The organism is Curtobacterium sp. 314Chir4.1 (assembly GCF_900215175.1).
GTDB classification, from domain to species: Bacteria; Actinomycetota; Actinomycetes; order Actinomycetales; family Microbacteriaceae; genus Curtobacterium; species Curtobacterium pusillum_A.
The window spans coordinates 943,540-959,673 of sequence record NZ_OCMI01000001.1; the positions used below are offsets into that span (position 1 = coordinate 943,540).

A 16,134-nucleotide genomic window follows, 5' to 3' on the forward strand; every position below is an offset into this window, starting at 1 on the left:
GCTCCTTCTTCCTCACCACGTGGTCGGGTAGGTCTTCGCCGGCGTCGTGGAGGGGGCTACTCGGTACTTCTCGAGCACCTGGGACATGAGAGTTCGGAACGCCGGAGCCGCTCCGCTGGACCACTTGTTGGCCTGCGGCTTCGTGAACGTCACCGTGACAACATACTGGGGGTCCTCCGCGGGTGCCATTCCGGCCACCGAGGTGATGCGCTGCCCGCCGTAGCCCTTGGACCCCTCGGCGACCTCGGCGGTGCCCGTCTTCGCGGCGATGTTGTAGCCGGAGATCGGCTTCATCCCCACGAGCGTGCCGCCCGTGACCACGCTCTGCAGCATGTCGGTGACCTGGGTCGCGGCGTTCGCCGACACCACGCGCGTCGGCTGCACGTCGGGCGCGTCGATGGTCTTGCCGTCGGACGTCTCACAGCCCTTCACGAAGTGCAGCGGGATCCGGACACCGTCGTTCGCCAGGGTCTGGAAGATGCTCGCGACCTGGACGGCGGTCGTCGAGATGCCCTGCCCGAACATCGAGTTGATGTTGGTCTGCTGGTCCCAGTTCGGGCTCGTGCCGTAGTCCATCGCGGGCTGCCCCGGGTAGTCGATCGCCGACTCGGGCTGGAACAGGCCGAACTTCTTCATGTAGTCGTACCGCTGCTGCGCGGTCAGACGCTCGCCGAGCTCGGTGATGCCGACGTTCGAGGAGTTCTGCAGGATGCCCGTGAGCGTGAGGTTCTCGGTCGCGTGGAACTCGGAGTCGTGGATCGACCCGCCCCACGGGAACGACCGCGAGTACGGGACGACGGCCTGGTCGGTCGGACTCGACTTGCCCTGGTCGATGAGCGCCGCCGCGATCGCCGCCTTGATCGTCGATCCCGGCTCGTACGACGCGGTCAGCGCCCGCGAGCCGAACGCACCCTTGTCCGTGGTGGCGTCGACGTCGTTCGGGTCCACCGTCGGGTAGTCGGCGACCGCGAGGAGCTCGCCCGTCTTGACGCTCACGACCGTCGCCGTGGCCGACTCCGCCTGCAGTGACTTCGCGGCGGACGCGATCGTCTGCTGCGCCATGTACTGCAGGTCGCTGTCGATCGTGGTCTCGAGCGTGCCGCCGTCCTTGGCTTCCTTCGTCGTCACGGTGCTGCCGGGCAGCTGGACGCCGTCCTCACCGCGCTCGTACGTCTCGGAGCCGTTCGCGCCCGCCAGACACTGGTTGTACGCGTACTCCAGGCCGGCCTGGGCACCGTCCGTCCCCATGAACCCGGTGATGTTGCCCGTCGTGGCGCCCGTGGGGTAGGTCCGGGCCGACTGCTGCTCCGGGTAGAGCCACGGGATGCCCAGCGCGCGGACGGCCTCGTAGTGCTTCACGTCGAGCCCCTTGACCAGGTACGCGAAGTCGGACTTCGGGTTCGCCGCGATGTTCTTCTGCATCGTGGCGACGTCGCCGCCCGATGCCTTCGCCAGGGCCTTCAGGGCCGTGTCGACGCTGACGTCCTTGACGCGGGACCCACCGAGCTTGCCCTCGAACTTCTTCACCAGTCGAGGGGCGGTCGTGATGTTGTACCGCGTCACGCTGTCGGCGAGCTCGGTGCCGTTGCGGTCGACGATCGATCCCCGTGTGCCGTAGATGGTCACCGGGATGCTGCGCTTCGCCTTCGACTGCTCGTTGAGCTCGGCCGCCTGGACCACCTGGATGTCCACCAGGCGGACCACGAACACCGCCACGAGGGCGATCACGGCGATCATCACGACGCTGTAGCGCAGTCGTCGGTTGCGGATCGTCTTCGTCACGCGGTGCGGTCCTTCCCAGGTGGTGCGTCAGGGTGTCCCGAGCCCGCAGGTCACCGGGTGGAGGGGGCCTGGAGCTGGTTCGGGTCGGACTCTACGTCGGTGGTCGAGGAAGCCCCGCCCGACGCGCTGGCGCCTGTGGTCTTCCCAGCGTCGGCGGTCGTGCCGGTCGTCGCGTCGGTCTTCGCGTCGGTCTTGGCGTCGGTCGTCGTGTCGGTCTTGGCGTCGCCGCTCGTCGAGGCACTGCCGGTGGTCGACCCGCTCTCCTTGCTCGTCGACGTGTCTCCCTGGCTGGCCGCGAGGGGGACGTCGTCGAGGAGCGAGTTCGGCACCTGGTTCGAGGTCGCGGCGGTGGCCTGGTCGGCGACCGCCGGGGTCGGCGTGCCGTACACCCGGCCGGTCTTCGGGTCGAGGTACACCGGCGTCGAGTTCGCGATCATGCCGAGGGCCTGCGCGTTGCGTGCGAGGTTCTGCGGGGAGTCGAGGACACGGAGGTCCTCGGACAACGACTGCTGCGTGCGGGACAGGTTCGTCTGCTCGGCGCTCAGGGAGTTGAGCGTGTACGCGCCCTGGCTGAGCACCATGCTGATGCCGAGCTGTGCCAGGAGCAGGATGCCGAGCGCCGCCACCGCGACCACCGCGTAGGCGATCCGGGGACGTGCGCGGCGCTGGGCCTTCGACGGCGTGACCTCGACGAGCTCCGGCCGGTCACGGCGGGCCGGGCGCGGGGCACGGGACGGGACGACGGCGGGGTCGACGAGTGCGAGGTTCGTGCTCATGTCACTTCCGGATCCGCTCGGCCGCGCGCAGGCGCACGGGGGTTGCTCGTGGGTTGGCGGCGCGTTCGGCCTCGTCGGCCAGTTCCGCGCCCTTGACGACCAGGGAGAAGGTGGGGGCGTGCTCGGGGAGTTCGACCGGCAGTCCCGCGGGAGCGCTGGACTTCGTGCGCTCGACCAGGGCCCGCTTGACGATGCGGTCCTCGAGCGACTGGTAGGACTCGACGACGATCCGTCCGCCGACCGCGATCGAGTCGAGTGCGGCCGGGATCGCCCGCTCGAGGACGCTCAGTTCGGCGTTGACCTCGATGCGGAGGGCCTGGAAGACACGCTTGGCCGGGTGGCCCTGGCGCTGGATCGCCACCGGGGTCGCGTCGTGCAGGACCTGCACGAGGTCACCGGACATCTCGAACGGCGTCGTGGCCCGGCGCTCGACGATCGCCCGGGCGTACCGGCCGGCGAGCTTCTCCTCCCCGTAGCGCTGGAAGATGCGGCGCAGTTCGCCCTCGTCGTAGGTGGCGAGGACGTCGGCGGCGGTCTGCCCCTCGGTCCGGTCCATCCGCATGTCGAGCGGGGCGTCCTGGCTGTAGGCGAACCCGCGCTCGGCCCGGTCAAGCTGCAGCGAGCTGACGCCGAGGTCGAACAGCACGCCGTGGACGGTCGTGAAGCCCTCGCCCTCGATCGCCTCGACGATGCCGTCGTACACGGTGTGCACCAGGCGGACGCGGTCACCGAACCGGGCGAGGCGCTCCCCCGCGATGCCGAGCGCGTCGGTGTCGCGGTCGAGGCCGATGAGGGTCAGCTCCGGGAACCGCTCGAGCAGCCCCTCGGAGTGGCCGCCCATGCCGAGCGTCGCGTCAACCACGACCTTGCCGGGGCCCTCGAGGGTGGGCGTGAAGAGGTCGACGATGCGCTCGAGCATCACCGGGGTGTGCGGGAACTCCGGTGCCCCGGTTCCGTTGCTGTCGTTCTCGGCCATGTGCAGCCCCTCGGCTCCTGGGCCGCGGGTCCGGATCCCCATCCATGCGACCTGACACCGGGGAAGGGGTGTCAGGGCTCCACGGCTGGGAGTCCCGATCCACGGATCAGAAGATCCCCGGGATCACCTCCTCGTCGTTGTCGGCGAAGCCCTCTTCGACCTCGGCGTAGTAGGCCTCCCACGCGGGGGTCGACCAGATCTCGGCACGGTCACCGCTGCCGATGACCGTCAGGTCCCGTTCGAGCCCCGCGTACTCGCGGAGGTTCTGCGGGATCGTGACGCGGTTCTGCTTGTCGGGCTGCTCTGCGCTGGCTCCGGAGAGGAACAGACGCATGTAGTCCCGGGTGCGCTTCGACGTCATCGGTGCGGTGCGGATGCGCTCGTGCAGTTGCTCGAACGTGTCCGCGCTGAAGACGACGACGCAGCGCTCCTGCCCGCGGGTCATCACGAGGCCCCCGGACAGTTCGTCCCGGAACTTGGCGGGGAGGATCACGCGACCCTTCTCGTCGAGCTTCGGGGCATGGGTACCGAGCAGCACGTCGGGCCTCCCCTCCGCTCCACCGGACCGTTGTGTGCACCACTTTACTCCACTGCCCTCCCCCTGACCAGGAAATCACTCCCCGAATCGCCCCCGTGACCCGAATTGGGGTCGAGTCGTGCTCGACTCCGGTGCCGCAGTCCCCGGAATCTCGCGGAAACGCGGGCCCGTGGAGCGAAGTGGAGTGCGTGGAGGAAAGTGGAGGACTTTCGCTGCCTCAGACGCCGCGCGGCGGCGCGGCGGCGGCGATGAGGTCGCACGACGTGCCGTGCGCACGACGTCGACGTCGCACGATGTGCCGCCCCGCGGCCGCGGGGACGGCATGTTCCGCGACCTCACCGGGGGCGGGGGGGGCGGGGCCTTCGGGACGGGAGGCGCGTGGCGACGCCGACCCGCGCCTCCAGTCCGATGGCGGGTCGCGTCTCACTGCGTCGGGACGCCGCCCCGAGCGCGAGACGCCGCGCGGGGCGCGAGACGCCGCCGGAACCGGCGGTGTCTCGCGTCACCCCGGGCGTCCCGCCGCCGACGCGGCGTCTCGCGACCCGTCAGTCCGTCCGCCGGCGCGGCGTCTCGCGCCCCGCCCCGGCGTCTCGCGCCCCGCCCCGGCCACACGAAACGGGGCCGGTCCCGAAGGACCGACCCCGTGGAGGAGTGTGGAGAGCCCGCTAGCTCTGGTCGTTCCGCTTGTCCCAGCGGTCGTTCATCCGATCCATGAAGGAACCGTTGCCGCCCTGGCTGGGACGGGGTGCGCCGCCCGTGGACGGCTTGCCCGCACGCGGCTTCTTCGCCGACGGGGCACGCATGCCGGGACGCAACGCGAACAGGACACCGGCGAGCATCACGACGAAGCCGATGATCCCGATGACCGGAGCCTTGAAGATGAGTCCGAGGATGACGACGGCGACTCCGACGAGTGCTCCGAGGACCCCGAGCGTGATCGACGTGTACGTCGGACGACCCTGGCGGCGCGTGACACGCGCCACGAAGTCGGAGTCGTTCTGGTAGAGACTCCGCTCCATCTCTTCGAGGAGTCGCTGCTCTTGCTCCGAGAGTGGCATCTGTGTTCCCTCTGTTCCTGGGATCGACGCGTGGTTGAGGTGGACCGAGTCTACGACTCGACCGCTCCACTAGGGTAGGGAGTGTGGCTGAGAGTACGCGATTAGTGGACCTCGTGTCGGCGCGGATCGATCGAGCGCTGGACGACCAACGTGAACGGCTCGCCGCGATCAGTCCGGACCTCGCTCCGTTCGACGCCTACGCCCGCGATCTGCTCTCCGGCGGCAAGCGGTTCCGTGCGCTGTTCTGCTACTGGGGATGGCAGTCGGTGGCCGGTCGGTCGGGTTCGTTCGACCCGCTCGCCGAGGGGTCCCGCCAGACCACGGCCGAGGCGATCGTCACGGTCGCCGCGGCCCTCGAGATCTTCCACGCCGCAGCGCTGGTGCACGACGACATCATGGACCGCTCGGACACCCGTCGCGGGCGTCCGGCAGCGCACCGTCGGTTCGAGTCCCTGCACGAGGAGTCGGGCTGGGTCGGCGACCGCGGGCTGTACGGCACGAACTCGGCGCTGCTGCTCGGTGACCTCCTGCTCTCCCTGAGCGATGCGGTGTTCGACGAGGGCCTCGCGCTCCTCGACCCCGCGCGCGGGCGGATCGTCCGGCAGGAGTTCCACACCATGCGCCTCGACGTCACGGCGGGGCAGTACCTCGACGTGCACGAGGAGACCGCCTGGCCCACCATCGACGAGGCCGAGCACCTCGTCCGTGCCCAGCGCGTCATCGTCTTCAAGTCGGCGAAGTACTCGGTCGAGGCCCCGCTCCTCATCGGCGCCCTCGTGGCCGGCGCGACCGAGGCCCAGCTCGAGGGGCTCCGCGCGTTCGGCCTCCCCCTCGGCGTCGCCTACCAGCTCCGCGACGACATGCTCGGCGTCTTCGGCGATCCCGAGGTCACCGGCAAGCCCGCGGGTGACGACCTGCGCGAGGGCAAGCGCACCGTGCTCATCGCTTCCGCCCGCAAGACGCTCGCGAACGGCCCGCGGCAGCTCCTCGACGAGCTGCTGGGCGACCCGGACCTCGACGAGGGCCAGGTGCAGATGCTCCGCGCGACCCTGACCGAGTCCGGCGCGGTCGCCGCCGTCGAGCGGTCGATCGACCGGCACGTGCAGCGCGCGAAGGCCGCCATCGAGGCGGCTCCGCTGACGCCGTCGGCGCGCGAGCAGCTCGTGTCGCTGGCCGACACGGTCAGCCGTCGCGTCGCGTAGACGCAACCAGGAAACGGACTGGAGGCGCGGTGCCAGCTGGCACCGCGCCTCCAGTCCGTCCGATGGGGGCGTCTACAGCAGCGACTGCGCGATGCGGCGCACCTCGGCCTTGCGACCGGCGCGCAGCGCGGCGATCGGCGAGGTGCCGATGATGTCGTCGACGGTGAGCATCCAGCGCACGGCCTCGTCGTCGGTGAAGCCGTTGTCGCTGAGGACGGTGAGGGTGCCGCGCAGCTCGGGGAGCGGCTCGCCGTCCTCGATGAACTCGCTCGGCACGCGGAGGACGCCGCCGACACGGGCCGCCAGCAGGGTCTTCTCCTCGAACAGGCGGTGGATCCGCCCGGGGCTGGTGCTGAAGAGGTCCACCAGCTCGGGGACGGTCAGCCAGCGCTCGGAGAGGGTCAGGTCGTCGACGGGTGCAGCACTCACGTGCCCCATGTTGCCAGAGCAGCCGGAGGCCGGACACCGCCACGTTCGTCACATTCGTCACACGCGCAACATCCGACTCTCTGGTTGACTTGGGAATCACGCCATGCCAGCGTTGAGCCACCTGTGAGTGCGCACGCGCGCGCACGGCTCACCGCAAGGACAGGAGAAACCCGTGGATAACGCTGCAGACGAAGACGCCCGGCGCGCACGATCCGCCCGGTTCGCCACCATGCCCATCGTCCTCGCGGGGACGATCGCGGTCACCGCCGGCCTCACCGGGCCGGTCGCGCACGCCGAACCGCACCACGAGGACGACAGCGCCAACAAGCGGCACGTCGACCAGGACCGCAACGTCGGGGACCGCCCGGTGTTCGGCACCGCCGTCGCCCGTCCGTCGCAGACCACGGTCACCACCGTCGCCGCCGTGTCCGCGGCACCGACGACGTACACCGTCCGGCAGGGCGACACCGTCTCGGGCATCGCCGCCCGGTACGGCCTGTCCGCGCAGGAGGTGCTCGTGCGCAACGGCCTCGGCTGGAACACGATCATCCACCCCGGGCAGACGCTGCACCTCGCCTCGACCCCCGCCGTGTCGACCGCCTCGGCCAGCACCGGGTCGTCCTCGGCCTCCGGCAGCTACCACGTCAAGCAGGGCGACACCGTGTCGGGCATCGCGGCCCGCGTGGGTGTGTCGACCACCGCACTCCTCAGTGCGAACAAGCTGTCCCAGCGCTCCGTGATCTACCCCGGGCAGACCCTGCGGGTGCCGTCGGCCGGGTCCGCAGTGGCCGCGCCGGTCACCAGCACCTCGACCGCCGCATCGTCGTCCGGCGCCTCCAGCTCGTCCACGCGCGCCGGCAGCGTGACGATCGGCACGGGCGACACCATCGCCTCGATCGCCTCGGCCCACGGGGTCACGGTGTCGGCGCTCCTCTCGGCGAACGGCCTCACCTACACGAGCACGATCTACGCCGGCAAGACGCTCGTCCTGCCGTCGTCCGGCCCGTCCCTCTCCGCCGAGCAGCGGGGCAACGCGGCAACGATCGTCTCCGTCGGCCGCTCGCTCGGGGTCTCCGAGCACGGCATCGTCATCGCCCTGGCCGCGGCGATGCAGGAGTCGAGCCTCCGCAACCTCTCGCACGGCGACCGCGACTCGGTCGGCCTGTTCCAGCAGCGGCCGAGCCAGGGCTGGGGTCCCGCGGCAGCACTGCAGGACCCGGCGACGGCGGCGAAGCTGTTCTTCACCGGCAACCCCGGGCACACCCGCGGGCTGCTCGACATCGCCGGCTGGTCCTCCATGAACGTCACCACAGCGGCGCAGGCCGTGCAGGTGTCGGCGTACCCGAAGGCGTACGCACAGTGGGAGAAGACCGCGCAGAGCCTGCTGGCGTCGCTCTGAGCCTGGCCGACCGGCGAAGCCGAGTCATCCGCAAGATCGAGATTCGGTCACGACCGGTGCGTCAGTGCGGGTCCGTGCAGTCCCGATTCGTAGAATGCCGCCGATGACCACCAACGCCGCCACGGACCCGATGATCGGTCGCATGATCGATCACCGGTACCGCGTGCGCTCCCGCATCGCGCGCGGGGGCATGGCGACGGTGTACCTCGCGACCGACGTCCGCCTCGAGCGACGCGTCGCGATCAAGATCATGCACGGGCACCTGGCGGACGACCAGGCGTTCCGCGAACGCTTCATCCAGGAGGCCCGTTCCGCCGCCCGCCTGTCGCACCCGAACCTCGTCGGCGTGTACGACCAGGGCGCCGAGGACGACACGGCGTACATCGTGATGGAGTACATCCCGGGCATCACGCTCCGGGACCTCCTGCAGGAGCACCACGCCCTCACGCCCGAGCAGGCCACCGACATCCTGCGCGCCGTCCTCGCCGGTCTCGCCTCGGCCCACCGCGCCGGCATCGTGCACCGCGACCTCAAGCCCGAGAACGTCCTGCTCGCCGACGACGGCCGGATCAAGCTCGGTGACTTCGGACTCGCCCGGGCGACGACCGCGAACACCGCCACCGGCGCCGCACTGCTCGGGACGATCGCGTACCTCTCCCCCGAGCTCGTCACGCGCGGCGCCGCCGACTCCCGCAGCGACATCTACGCGCTCGGCATCATGCTCTACGAGATGCTCACCGGCGAGCAGCCCTACAAGGGCGAGCAGCCGATGCAGATCGCGTACCAGCACGCGAACGACTCGGTGCCCGCGCCCAGCGCCGCGGTCGCCGGCGTCCCGCCGGAGCTCGACGACCTCGTCGCCTGGGCCACCGCACGGAACCCCGACGACCGGCCGAGCGACGCCCGCGAGATGCTCGACCACATGTCGGGCAACCAGCAGCGCGCGACCGGGCAGTACCGCACCGCCGTGCTCCGCCCCGAGAACGCGACGGCGATCCTGCCCGCCGGCACCCGGACGCCCGCGTCGGCGGACTCCGGCGACGCCACGACGATCCTCGAGCCCGCCGGTGCCGCCGGCGGTGCTGCCGGCGGTGCTGCCGGCGGGCAACGACCCCCGGCACGCGGCGGCCGGAACACCCCCGGTCCGCGCCGGACGGGCTCCCAGCCCGGTGCGCTCTCCCCCGCCGGGCAGCGCCTCGCCGACAAGTCCGCCAAGCGCCGGAAGCGCGGCTGGATCATCCTGGTCGTCGTCCTTGTGCTGATGGCCATCGGCGGGACCATCGGCTGGGCGTTCGGCCCCGGGCCGTGGGGCAACGTCCGCATCCCGGAGGTCGCCGGCAAGTCCGTGTCCCAGGCACGCCAGCTCCTCGAGGCCCAGGGCCTCCACACGGCGTCGACGACCGCCACCCGGTTCGACGCCGTCGTCGCGAAGGGCCAGGTCTCCACGACGAAGCCCGCCGCGAAGCGCGAGGTCCGGAAGGGCACCGCGATCCAGATCGTCGTGTCGAACGGTCCGAAGATGATCGCCCTGCCGGCCATCGTCGGCCAGCCGATCTCCACCGTGACCGCCGCGCTCGACGACGACTTCCAGCTGCAGGACGACCAGTACCAGTTCTCCGCGGACGCCGCGAAGGACACCGTCATCGCCGCCACGGGCCTGGGCACCGACGGACAGAGCATCGACCTCTCGAAGACCAAGACCTACGGCGAACGCGGTCCCGTCACGCTGACGGTGTCGCTCGGCCCGGTCCCCGACGTCGTCGGCAAGACCGTGGACCAGGCGACCGCCGCGTTCGACGCCGTCGGCCTGACCATCGGTGCGCAGGACGGCCAGTTCAGCGACGACGTCCCCGAGGGACAGATCATCTCCGCCAAGGTGCAGGACGATCCTGCGGTCAAGGGCACGGCCGTCGACTTCGTCGTCTCGAAGGGTCCGGCGCCGATCTCGCTGCCGGACGTCCAGGGCAAGACGATCAACGACGCCACCTCGACCCTCGAGAACCTCGGGCTGAAGGTCTCGGTCCCCGACTGCACGAACATCCTGTGCGGCTTCTACGACTGGAAGGCCTCGCTGCCGGTCGCCTCCACGGACCCGGCGGCCGGCACCACCGTGCACCGCGGCGACACGATCACCCTCGCCTACAAGCAGTAGGCGCGCGGCGCGCGCTGTTGCGCGGCTGCGCTGGCGCGGCTCTGTGCCGCCAAAGCGACAGTCTGCCGCGCCGCGCGCGCCTCTGTGCCGCCAAAGCGACAGTCTGCGGCCGTCATCCGACGGCAGACTGTCGCTTTCGCGAGCGGGGCCGCCGCGCCGGACCACGGCGACTGCCGGATTACGACACGCAGGCGCGCACCCGACGGCCTGGAGGCGCGTGACGGCGCCGCCACGCGCCTCCAGGCCGTCACGCATCGCGACCAGTGCGTGAAAGCGACAGATCCGGCGGTGGCCGCACGGTCCCCCACGCGAAAGCGACAGAGTCCCGCGGTAGTCCCGCAGGAATCTGTCGCTTTGGCGGAACCAGCCGGACGGGCGCCGCGGCGCGCTACGCGCGCACGTGCGGGTGGGCGCTGAGCTCCTCGGCGACGAGGAACGCGAGCTCGAGCGACTGCATGTGGTTCAGCCGCGGGTCGCACAGGGACTCGTACCGGGTCGCGAGGGTGGCCTCGTCGATCTGCTCCGAGCCGCCGAGGCACTCCGTGACGTCGTCACCGGTGAGCTCGACGTGCATGCCGCCCGGGTACGTGCCGACCTCGCGGTGTGCCTCGAAGAAGCCGAGGACCTCGTCCACGACGTCGTCGAAGCGGCGCGTCTTGTACCCGGTCGGGGTCGTGAGGCCGTTGCCGTGCATCGGGTCCGTCACCCACAGCGGGTTGGCGTCCATGCCCTTGATCGCCTCGAGCAGCTTGGGGAGCTCGTCGCGGATCTTGCCGGCACCCATGCGCGTGATGAACGTCAGGCGCCCGGGCTCGCGGTTCGGGTCGAGCTTGTCGACCAGGGCCTTCATGTCGTCGACGCTCGTGGTCGGGCCGAGCTTCACGCCGATCGGGTTCCGCACGCGGGACAGGAAGTCCACGTGGGCGCCGTCGAGGTCGCGGGTGCGCTCCCCGATCCAGATGAAGTGGCCGGAGGTGTCGTAGGCCAGGCCGGAGCGCGAGTCGATGCGGGTCATCGGGCGCTCGTAGTCCATGAGCAGGCCCTCGTGCGAGGCGTAGAACTCGACGTGCTTCAGCTCGTCGAAGTCCGCACCGCAGGCGTCCATGAACCGGATCGCGCGGTCGATCTCCTTCGCGAGGTGCTCGTACCGGGCGTTCGCCGGGTTCGACGCGAAGCCCTTGTTCCACGAGTGCACCTGGCGCAGGTCGGCGAAGCCCCCCTGCGTGAAGGCACGGACGAGGTTCAGGGTCGACGCGGCCGTGTGGTAGCCCTGCACGAGGCGGCGGGGGTCGGCCTGACGGCTCTCGGGGGTGAAGTCGTAGCCGTTCACGATGTCGCCGCGGTAGGCGGGCAGCGTGACGTCGCCGCGGGTCTCGAAGTCGCTCGAGCGCGGCTTGGCGAACTGCCCGGCCATGCGGCCCATCTTGATGACGGGCATCGAGGCGCCGTACGTCAGCACGACGGCCATCTGCAGGATCGTCTTCACGCGGTCGCGGATCGAGTCCGCGGTGGCGCCGGCGAAGGTCTCGGCGCAGTCGCCGCCCTGCAGCAGGAACGCCTTGCCCTGGGCTGCGGAGGCGAGTCGCTCGCGGAGCTTGTCGACCTCGCCCGCGAAGACGAGCGGGGGCAGCGTGGCGATCTCCGCCGATGCCGCCTCGGCCGCTGCGGCGTCGGGCCACGTGGGCTGCTGCTTGATCGGGAGCGTCCGCCAGTAGTCGAGCCCCTCGATGACGTCCGGATCCTGCAGGGCGACGAAGTCGGTCGACTCGAACAAGGAGGTGCCTCTCGAAGGGGTGGGGTCCCGGCGGTTGCCGGGGCCTTCGAATCCTAACGTGCCGAGGCGTCCCGACCATTCCGCGTGACCTTGCCCCGGAGGACCTGCTCGCGCGCGGTGCTCGCCCGTTCCTTGACACTCGTCGCGTAGACGTCGACGTACTCCTGGCGGCTCAGTCCGGCGAGCTCGTGCATGACCTCGTCGGTGACGCTCCGGAGGATGAAGCGGTCGGTCTCGAAGCCCTCGAAGCGGGAGAAGTCGAGCGGCCGGCCGAACACCACGCCGACGCGCTTGAACTTCGGGATGCGCTGCCCGATCTGCTGCACCTCACGCGTGCCGACCATGGCGACGGGGACGACGGTGACGCGCCCCTCGAGGATCATCCGGGCGATGCCGGTCCGGCCGCGGTAGAGCTTGCCGTCCGGGCTGCGGGTGCCCTCGGGGTAGATGCCGAGCTGTTCCCCACGGGCCAGGACCTGCAGGCCCGCACGGAGCGAGGCCTCTGATGCCTTGCCGCCGGAGCGGTCGATCGGGAGCTGGCCGATGGCGTTGAAGAACGTCTTGGTCAGCCAGCCCTTGAGGCCGCGCCCGGTGAAGTAGTCGCTCTTCGCGAGGAACGACACGCGACGGTCGAGCACCGCCGGCAGGATCACCGAGTCGATGAACGAGATGTGGTTGGAGGCGAAGATCACGGGGCCCTTGGCGGGCACGTGCTCACGCCCGACGACCCACGGCCGGAAGAGGGTGAGGATGAGCGGACCGAGCAGGAAGTTCTTCAGCAGCCAGTAGGTCATCGTCGACTCCGTCAGGCAGTGCGGGCGTGGATCCGGGCGAGGTCGGCTGCGCCCACGACACCTGCGTCGTTGACGAGCTCGGCGATCACGAAGTCCGGCTCCGGGTGGTACCCGCGGGCCGGGAGGTTGTTGAGGTACGCCTGCTTGATCGGGTCGAGCAACCGGTCCCCCGCGCTCGCGACCCCGCCGCCGAAGACGAACAGCTGCGGGTCGAGCACGGCGGAGAGCGAGGCGCAGGCCTCGCCGAGGTGCCGACCGAGCCGCCGCAGAGCCGCGAGGGCACCCGGGTCGTCGGCCAGGATCAGGTCGCCGACGATGTGCCCGTCGAGCTCGCCGCCGTTCGCCTCGCGCGCCTCGGCCAGTGCTTGCCCGATGCCGCCGGCGTCCGCGACGTCGTTCGCCATGCGCTGGAGGGCACGACCGGAGCCGTACTGCTCGATGCAACCGCGCGCGCCGCAGCCGCAGGGCAGCCCGTTCGGGACGATGCGGAGGTGCCCGATCTCGCCGCCGGTGCCGAAGCCCCCGCGGAACAGCCGGTCCTCGGTGACGATCGCGCCACCGACACCGGTGCCGATCGTGAGCATGGTCATGTCGGAGACGAGCCGACCGGCACCGAAGCGGAACTCCGCCCAGCCTGCCGCGTTGGCGTCGTTGTCGACGGTGATGTGCAGGTCACCGATGCGCTGCTGCAGCTTCTGCCGCAGCGGCTCGTTCCGCCACCGGATGTTCGGCGTGTAGTAGACGATCGACTGCGAGGCGTCGATGAACCCGGGGGCGGCGACACCCACGGCGCTCACCTCGTTCGCGGCGCGCAGTCGCGAGACCATCGCGACCACGTCGTCGAGCATGGCGTCCGGGTCCGCAGCGTTGGTGGCCACCCGGTCCTCGGCGACGATCTCGCCCAGTTCCGTGACGACCGCACCCGCGATCTTGGTGCCCCCGATGTCGATTCCGATGGCGTGCACGAGGATCGAGCCTACCGGTTCCGTGCGTCCACATGGAACGCACGCCAGGTCGCCCTATGCTGGCTGTGTCGCCTCGACGATGAGGCACACTCGAATCGAACCGGCCGACAAGGGAGTCACCGTGAACGATCAGCGGCACCCAACCCCGATCACCGCACCCGACCACGGCTCAGCCGCGCGCCTGCTCTCCGAGCGGGCCAGGAAGACGCCGGACCGGCGGATCCTGGCCGAGCGCCACGGTGACACGTGGACCACGATCAGCGCGGCCGACGTCCACCGTCGGGTCCGCGGGATCGCGAAGGGCTTCGTGGCCGCCGGACTCGAACCGGGTGCGCACGTCGCGATCCTGTCGCGCACGCGCCTCGAGTGGACGCTCGTCGACTTCGCCGTGTGGACCGCGGGCCTGGTGTCCGTCCCCGTGTACGAGACCAGCTCCCCCGACCAGGTGCGCTGGATCCTGTCCGACTCCGAGTCCGTCGCGATCGTCGTCGAGCAGGAGGAGCACGCTCGCCGCGTCGCCTCCATCGCGCCGGACCTGCCGCACCTCGGGCAGCACTGGACGATCGACGGCGGCGGCCTCGACGACCTGACCCGGCTCGGTGAGGACGTCACCGACGCCGAGCTCGACGCCCGCACCGCGGACGTGCACGGCCACGACGACGCCACCATCATCTACACCTCGGGCACCACCGGCCGGCCGAAGGGCTGCGTGCTCCGGCACGACAACTTCACCGCGACCGTCGAGGGCGCGTCCGAGGCGATGCCCGAGGTCGTCGCGGACGACGCCTCCACGCTGCTGTTCATCCCGATGGCCCACGTCTTCGCACGGTTCATCGCCGCGATGAGCGTCGCCGAGGGCGTCCTGGTCGGCCACGAGCCCGACACGAAGGACCTCATGCAGGCGGTGTCGACGTTCAAGCCGACCTTCCTGCTCGCCGTCCCGCGCGTGTTCGAGAAGATCTACAACTCCGCCGAGCAGAAGGCAGACCTCGGCGGCAGGGGGAACGTCTTCCGCGCAGCCGCCCGGACCGCCGTCGCGCACTCCGAGGCACTCGCGAAGGGCAAGGTGCCGCTCGGGCTCGCCCTGCGCTTCAAGCTGTTCGACAAGCTCGTCTACGGCAAGCTCCGCGACGCGATCGGCGGACGGGTGCAGTACGCGATCAGTGGTTCGGCGCCGCTCTCCCCGCGGCTGTCGCACTTCTTCCGGTCGATCGGCGTGCTCATCCTCGAGGGCTACGGCCTCACCGAGACCACCGCACCCGCGACCGTGAACCGCGCCGGCGAACTCCGGATCGGCAGCGTCGGCCGGGCACTCCCCGGCGTGGAGATCCGCATCGCGGACGACGACGAGATCCTCATCCGCGGCGTCGACGTCTTCGACCGCTACTGGCGGAACGACGAGGCGACCGCGAAGGCCAAGCCCGACGGCTGGTTCCACACCGGCGACCTCGGACGGCTCGACGCCGACGGGATCCTCACCGTCACCGGACGCGCCAAGGAGCTCATCGTCACCGCGAGCGGCAAGAACGTCGCCCCGGCACCGCTCGAGGACGGCATCCGCGAGCACCCGATCGTGGGGCAGGTCGTCGTCGTCGGTGAGGGCAAGCCGTTCGTCGCCGCCCTCGTCACGCTCGACCGGGACATGCTCGCCGGCTGGTGCGAGACGCGCGGGATCACCCCGGCGCTCACCCCGCACGAGGCCGCCTACGACGAGCGGGTCCACCAGGCCGTGCAGGAGGCCATCGACGCCGCGAACCAGCGCGTCTCCCGTGCCGAGTCGGTGCGGTCGTTCACGATCCTCGACACCGACCTGACCGAGGCGTCCGGGCACCTCACGCCGAAGCTGACGATCAAGCGGGCGGTGGTGGTGAAGGACTTCGCTGCGGACATCGAGCACATCTACTCGGGCTCGAAGGTGCAGACCACGGCGACGCCCGTCGTCGAGGGTCGCCGCCGCCGCGGCTAGGGCCCGCGCTTTCAGCGCAACCGCCTGGAGGCCCGGATCACGTCCCTGGGACGTGATCCGGGCCTCCAGGCGGTCACCGCTGCGCGCGGGGCGCGACCCGCTGTCGGGTCAGCGCGACGGCGTCTGCTGGGCGTCCGGTGCGTCGAGGACGGCCGTCGAGGAGGTCGTGACCGGAGCCTCGGCGGGGCGACGGTTGGTGCGGGTGCGGTGCGAGCTGAGCTCGTCGTTCTGAGCGGTCATGCTGGGTGTCCTGGGGGTGTGGGAAACGGTGTCGGTGGGAAGCCGACAGCAGCACGGTACCTCTTCGTCAGGACAAAGCAACA

14 protein-coding genes are annotated in these 16,134 nt (G+C 70.6%); 4 read left to right on the plus strand and 10 right to left on the minus strand.

What is annotated here, in order from left to right; translation table 11 throughout:
• Positions 1-12 precede the first annotated feature (12 nt).
• The 5 genes from CRP27_RS04325 to CRP27_RS04345 all read right to left on the minus strand — a co-directional run bounded on the left by CRP27_RS04325 (position 13) and on the right by CRP27_RS04345 (position 5,130).
• A complete protein-coding gene (locus CRP27_RS04325; RefSeq protein WP_097179453.1) occupies positions 13-1,782 on the minus strand; it encodes a penicillin-binding protein 2 in 1,770 nt (589 codons plus the stop codon).
• A gap of 50 nt (positions 1,783-1,832) precedes the next feature.
• The gene (locus CRP27_RS04330) at positions 1,833-2,558 is read right to left on the minus strand and encodes a hypothetical protein (protein ID WP_097179454.1); all 726 of its coding nucleotides are present in this window, start codon (positions 2,556-2,558) and stop codon (positions 1,833-1,835) included.
• Between the two features lies 1 nt (position 2,559).
• Positions 2,560-3,534, minus strand: coding sequence for a 16S rRNA (cytosine(1402)-N(4))-methyltransferase RsmH (rsmH, locus tag CRP27_RS04335; protein ID WP_097179455.1), 975 nt, complete (start codon positions 3,532-3,534; stop codon positions 2,560-2,562).
• Positions 3,535-3,640: 106 nt separating this feature from the next.
• Positions 3,641-4,072, minus strand: coding sequence for a division/cell wall cluster transcriptional repressor MraZ (gene mraZ, locus CRP27_RS04340; RefSeq protein ID WP_022906684.1), 432 nt, complete (start codon positions 4,070-4,072; stop codon positions 3,641-3,643).
• 665 nt (positions 4,073-4,737) lie between these two features.
• On the minus strand, positions 4,738-5,130 hold the full coding sequence (locus CRP27_RS04345; RefSeq protein WP_097179456.1) for a DUF3040 domain-containing protein: 393 nt from the start codon (positions 5,128-5,130) through the stop codon (positions 4,738-4,740).
• Positions 5,131-5,213: 83 nt separating this feature from the next.
• On the opposite strand from CRP27_RS04345, the gene CRP27_RS04350 reads away from it, so the two are divergent.
• Positions 5,214-6,332, plus strand: a complete 1,119-nt coding sequence (locus tag CRP27_RS04350; protein WP_079238828.1) for a polyprenyl synthetase family protein — start codon at positions 5,214-5,216, stop codon at positions 6,330-6,332.
• A gap of 72 nt (positions 6,333-6,404) precedes the next feature.
• Here the strand turns inward: CRP27_RS04350 and CRP27_RS04355 are convergent, their stop codons facing one another.
• The gene (locus CRP27_RS04355; protein WP_255257426.1) at positions 6,405-6,761 is read right to left on the minus strand and encodes an Rv2175c family DNA-binding protein; all 357 of its coding nucleotides are present in this window, start codon (positions 6,759-6,761) and stop codon (positions 6,405-6,407) included.
• Positions 6,762-6,990: 229 nt separating this feature from the next.
• Between CRP27_RS04355 and CRP27_RS04360 the strand changes: the two genes are divergently transcribed.
• Both CRP27_RS04360 and pknB read left to right on the plus strand, forming a co-directional pair.
• Positions 6,991-8,160, plus strand: coding sequence for a LysM peptidoglycan-binding domain-containing protein (locus CRP27_RS04360; RefSeq protein WP_097179458.1), 1,170 nt, complete (start codon positions 6,991-6,993; stop codon positions 8,158-8,160).
• 103 nt (positions 8,161-8,263) lie between these two features.
• On the plus strand, positions 8,264-10,312 hold the full coding sequence (gene pknB, locus CRP27_RS04365; RefSeq protein WP_097179653.1) for a Stk1 family PASTA domain-containing Ser/Thr kinase: 2,049 nt from the start codon (positions 8,264-8,266) through the stop codon (positions 10,310-10,312).
• Between the two features lie 388 nt (positions 10,313-10,700).
• Here the strand turns inward: pknB and CRP27_RS04370 are convergent, their stop codons facing one another.
• Genes CRP27_RS04370 through CRP27_RS04380 form a run of 3 tightly spaced genes read right to left on the minus strand, consistent with a single transcriptional unit; the run spans position 10,701 to position 13,845 of the window.
• A complete protein-coding gene (locus CRP27_RS04370) occupies positions 10,701-12,086 on the minus strand; it encodes a class II 3-deoxy-7-phosphoheptulonate synthase (RefSeq protein ID WP_097179459.1) in 1,386 nt (461 codons plus the stop codon).
• A gap of 53 nt (positions 12,087-12,139) precedes the next feature.
• A complete protein-coding gene (locus tag CRP27_RS04375; RefSeq protein ID WP_079238826.1) occupies positions 12,140-12,880 on the minus strand; it encodes a 1-acyl-sn-glycerol-3-phosphate acyltransferase in 741 nt (246 codons plus the stop codon).
• Positions 12,881-12,891: 11 nt separating this feature from the next.
• Entirely contained in the window at positions 12,892-13,845 is a 954-nt protein-coding gene (locus tag CRP27_RS04380; protein ID WP_079238825.1) for an ROK family glucokinase, read from the minus strand.
• Positions 13,846-13,966: 121 nt separating this feature from the next.
• Here CRP27_RS04380 and CRP27_RS04385 point away from each other — a divergent pair, with 121 nt between their 5' ends.
• Positions 13,967-15,811 (plus strand): long-chain fatty acid--CoA ligase, encoded by a 1,845-nt coding sequence (locus CRP27_RS04385; RefSeq protein WP_255257427.1) that lies wholly within the window; start codon positions 13,967-13,969, stop codon positions 15,809-15,811.
• A 108-nt stretch (positions 15,812-15,919) separates the two neighbouring features.
• Here the strand turns inward: CRP27_RS04385 and CRP27_RS18415 are convergent, their stop codons facing one another.
• On the minus strand, positions 15,920-16,051 hold the full coding sequence (locus tag CRP27_RS18415; protein WP_255257428.1) for a hypothetical protein: 132 nt from the start codon (positions 16,049-16,051) through the stop codon (positions 15,920-15,922).
• Positions 16,052-16,134: the final 83 nt, after the last annotated feature.